This window comes from Rhodococcus sp. EPR-147 (genome assembly GCF_001647185.1).
Classification (GTDB): Bacteria; Actinomycetota; Actinomycetes; order Mycobacteriales; family Mycobacteriaceae; genus Rhodococcoides.
In genome coordinates this window covers 1-3271 of sequence record NZ_LVCU01000185.1, presented here as the reverse complement: position 1 = coordinate 3271, position 3271 = coordinate 1, and the positions used below count along the sequence as shown (strand labels likewise).

5 protein-coding genes are annotated in these 3271 nt (G+C 66.7%); all 5 read right to left on the bottom strand.

Features of this window, described 5'->3' with window-relative positions; genetic code table 11:
* Nucleotides 1-1833 (bottom strand): AAA family ATPase (locus tag A2J02_RS09495; RefSeq protein ID WP_156516161.1); only part of this gene is annotated, 1833 nt, incomplete at its 3' end.
* Between the two features lie 60 nt (nucleotides 1834-1893).
* On the bottom strand, nucleotides 1894-2169 hold the full coding sequence (locus A2J02_RS09490; protein ID WP_068049568.1) for an acylphosphatase: 276 nt from the start codon (nucleotides 2167-2169) through the stop codon (nucleotides 1894-1896).
* Nucleotides 2166-2432: a hypothetical protein gene (locus tag A2J02_RS09485; protein WP_068049567.1), complete on the bottom strand. Its 267-nt coding sequence runs from the start codon at nucleotides 2430-2432 to the stop codon at nucleotides 2166-2168. The genes A2J02_RS09490 and A2J02_RS09485 overlap by 4 nt, the downstream gene beginning before the upstream one ends.
* On the bottom strand, nucleotides 2432-2860 hold the full coding sequence (locus A2J02_RS09480) for an OsmC family protein (protein ID WP_068049564.1): 429 nt from the start codon (nucleotides 2858-2860) through the stop codon (nucleotides 2432-2434). Before A2J02_RS09480 ends, A2J02_RS09485 begins: the two co-directional genes overlap by 1 nt.
* A 123-nt stretch (nucleotides 2861-2983) precedes the next feature.
* A partial coding sequence (locus A2J02_RS09475; RefSeq protein ID WP_331712143.1) for a zinc finger domain-containing protein occupies nucleotides 2984-3271 on the bottom strand: 288 nt, incomplete at its 5' end.

Below are 3271 nucleotides of genomic sequence, written 5' to 3'. Positions count from 1 at the left end.
GGCGACCATACCGTCGAGCAGGGCCGCCATGGCTCCGGCCAACCGGTCCGGATACTCGATCAGGTCCAGCACCCATCGAGCGCCGTCCGGCAGTTCCGGACGTGAAAACGACTGCGCTGCAGCGACACTGCCGTGCACGATGGACGCGCGCCCGCCGTCGGCCGCACGCAGCGCCAGCACGGCATCCCGCGCGGCGTCGAACGACTCGGCGTGTGCGGCATCGGCGGCCGGACCCATGGCCACTGCCACCGCGACCTCGTATCCAGGCTCGACCGTGAGATGGCCGGCCAGCAGACCCGACAGACCGTCCTGCTGGTTCTCCACCAGCCACCCGGCACCGTCCTTGCGTTCGAGGCCCATCGTGAGCGCTTCGATCCTGGCCTCGAACGACGCCACCTTCTTGCCCGCGATGCGTTCTTCGGCCTGCAGTTCGGTCACTCGAGCGTCGGCATGTCGAAGCGCGGCGACGGCTCGTTCGTAATTGGTGTCGAGGCTCAGTTCACTCGCATCGAGGGTACCGATCTGATCCTGCACACTCTCGAACTCACGCTGAGCCGATTCGCCCCGCTCTCGGGCCTCGTCGATGGCCACCGACAAGCGCTCCACCTCCGAGTCGATCGACTCGACCTTGGTTCGGAAGGTGTCGACTCGGCCGGACAGGCGAGCGAACCCCTCACGGCGGTCGGCCACCGCGCGTACAGCGGCGAGGTGGGCGCGCTCGGCGGCCGCAGCGGCCGCTTCGCGCTCGGCCAGCTGCTCGCGTGCCGCCTCGAGGGTTTCACGTGCCATCTCGACTGCTTCGACGAGTTCCATCTCTTCTTCGGCGACCCGCTCGGCCTGCGCTTCGAGCTCGTCCGGGTCCTGCCCTCGACCCGTGGATCGAACGGCGTCGAGATGCCGAGCCCGTTCGTGTGCGATGCGCACCGTCGCGTTGACGCGCTCGGCCAGGGCCGACAGGCGGAACCACGTCTGCCCGGCCGCTTCGGCACTGGGGGTCAGCCGGGCGACCGCCTGCTCGTGTTCGCCGAGTGCCACCGAGCCGGCTTCGAGGGCGTCCTGCACCATCGCGTACTGCTCGCGTGCCGCTTCCTCGTCCTGGGTCTGGTTCGCGAATTCCTCGCGCCTGGCCACCAGATCGTCGGCCACCAGTCGCAATCGGGCATCACGTAGGTCGGCCTGGACGGTCTGCGCGCGGCGCGCAACCTCGGCCTGCCTGCCCAGAGGCTTGAGTTGGCGGCGCAATTCGGTCGTCAGGTCGGTCAACCGCGCCAGGTTGGCCTGCATCGCGTCGAGCTTGCGGACGGCCTTTTCCTTGCGCTTGCGGTGCTTGAGTACCCCGGCTGCTTCTTCGATGAAGGCTCGCCGGTCCTCGGGCCGCGATTCCAGGATCGCTGCGAGCCGACCCTGCCCCACGATCACGTGCATCTCGCGGCCGATACCGGAGTCGCTGAGCAGTTCCTGGACGTCCATCAAACGGCACGAACTGCCGTTGATCTCGTACTCGCCCGCGCCGTCGCGGAACATACGCCGAGTGATGGAGACCTCGGAGTAATCGATCGGAAGTGCGCCATCGGAATTGTCGATCGTCAGAGTGACCTCTGCGCGGCCCAGCGGGGCCCGCCCCGAGGTGCCCGCGAAGATGACGTCTTCCATCTTCCCGCCGCGCAACGCCTTGGCACCCTGTTCACCCATCACCCAGGTCAGGGCGTCCACGACATTGGATTTACCCGAGCCGTTGGGGCCGACTACACAGGTGATTCCCGGCTCGAAACGCAGAGTCGTCGCCGAAGCAAAGGACTTGAAGCCCTTCAGCGTCAGACTCTTGAGATACATAGCGTCCGTACTTTACCGGCACGCTGCGCGAAAGCGCGCCGAGCCTCACGCAACGGACGATCAGCGTTCGACGAACCCCTCCAGATCTCCGCGGGCGGTGTCCCAACTCTCCACGACGAGCGTGACCGTGCCCGGCGTCTTATCGCCTCGGAGCAAGGCCAGCAGTGCCTCGAGACGCTCACGTGGGCCCTCCGCTATCACCAGGACCCGTCCGTCCGCGTGGTTGGTCGCGTGACCGACCAGTCCGAGTTCGAGTGCGCGCGAGCGCGTCCACCACCGGAACCCGACGCCCTGAACGAGCCCGTGCACCCACGCCGTCAGCCGTTCTTCGCTCATTCGCGAGCCAACTTTCGGACGTTTCCGTCGAAACCGGTGCCGGTTCGCGTATCGAAAAGCCCTGCGGCAGCGCTGTTTCCGATCGTGAAACACAGCGTGTCACCGTCGGTGACCAGTCTGCCCGGCGAATCGACGTCGGCAACGAGTGTGCCCCGGTCACCGCTCGGAGCGACGGTACGCAGAGCGCCCGATCCGGCGGGAGCCGGAGCAGTCGCCGCGCCGAGGAGCAGACCCGTGACGTCCACGGCTGCTCTGGCTTTCATCAGGCGTCCACGTCGATGTCCAGGGTGACGGTGGTGCCGGCCTTCAGGGTCCGGCCTACCGTGCACACCTTGTCGATGGCGCGTTGGACGACGGTGAGCAGCCGCTCCTGTGCCTCGGGGTCCATTTCGCTGAGGTCGACCCGGAGAATCTCGTTCAGTTCCGGGTACAGCTCGTTCTCCCGATCTGCGGTACCCGACACCTCGACGGTGGCGGAGTAGTCGTCTCCCAGTCGACGCGAAAGCGGTAGGTCCGAGCTCATCCCGGTGCACGCTGCGAGGGCGATTTTGAGCAGCTCGCCGGGGGTGAAGACACCCTCGACGGACTCGGACCCGATGAGCACTTCGGCTCCTCGCGAGCTACGGCCGGTGTAACGACGTGTGCCTGTGCGCTCGACCCAGAGGTTGGTCGGCGTGCTCTGTTCTGCCATGACCGAAATACTAGGCGGGCGGTTCAGGAGTGGAGCCTGCGGAACGACCCGTGCGCTCAGGAGTGGAGCCTGCGGAACGACCCTTCGCACAGGAGTGGAGCCTGCGGAACAATTTGTTCCCTGTCAGCCGCGCACGTGTCGGGGTCGCGGCTGGCAGGTGGGGCAGCTGAACGACGAGCGATTCATGAACTTCTCGCGTCTGATCGGGGCTCCGCATCGCGAGCAGGGCAGGCCCTCCTGCCCGTAGGCGTCGAGGGATCGATCGAAGTAGCCGGATTGTCCGTTGACGTTCACGTACAGCGCGTCGAACGAGGTTCCACCCTGTGCCAGGGCCTCCCCCATCACCGCGTGCACCGCGGTGAGAAGGCGCCGCAGCGCCGGCCGCGTCAGAGTCTCCGCGATTCGATTGCC

Excerpts from the sequence above, each read along its gene's own strand:
- A2J02_RS09490 (WP_068049568.1), bottom strand. The coding sequence starts at position 2,169 with ATGAGCGAAGAACGGCTGACGGCGTGGGTGCACGGGCTCGTTCAGGGC.
- A2J02_RS09480 (WP_068049564.1), bottom strand. The coding sequence starts at position 2,860 with ATGGCAGAACAGAGCACGCCGACCAACCTCTGGGTCGAGCGCACAGGC.
- A2J02_RS09485 (WP_068049567.1), bottom strand. The coding sequence starts at position 2,432 with ATGAAAGCCAGAGCAGCCGTGGACGTCACGGGTCTGCTCCTCGGCGCG.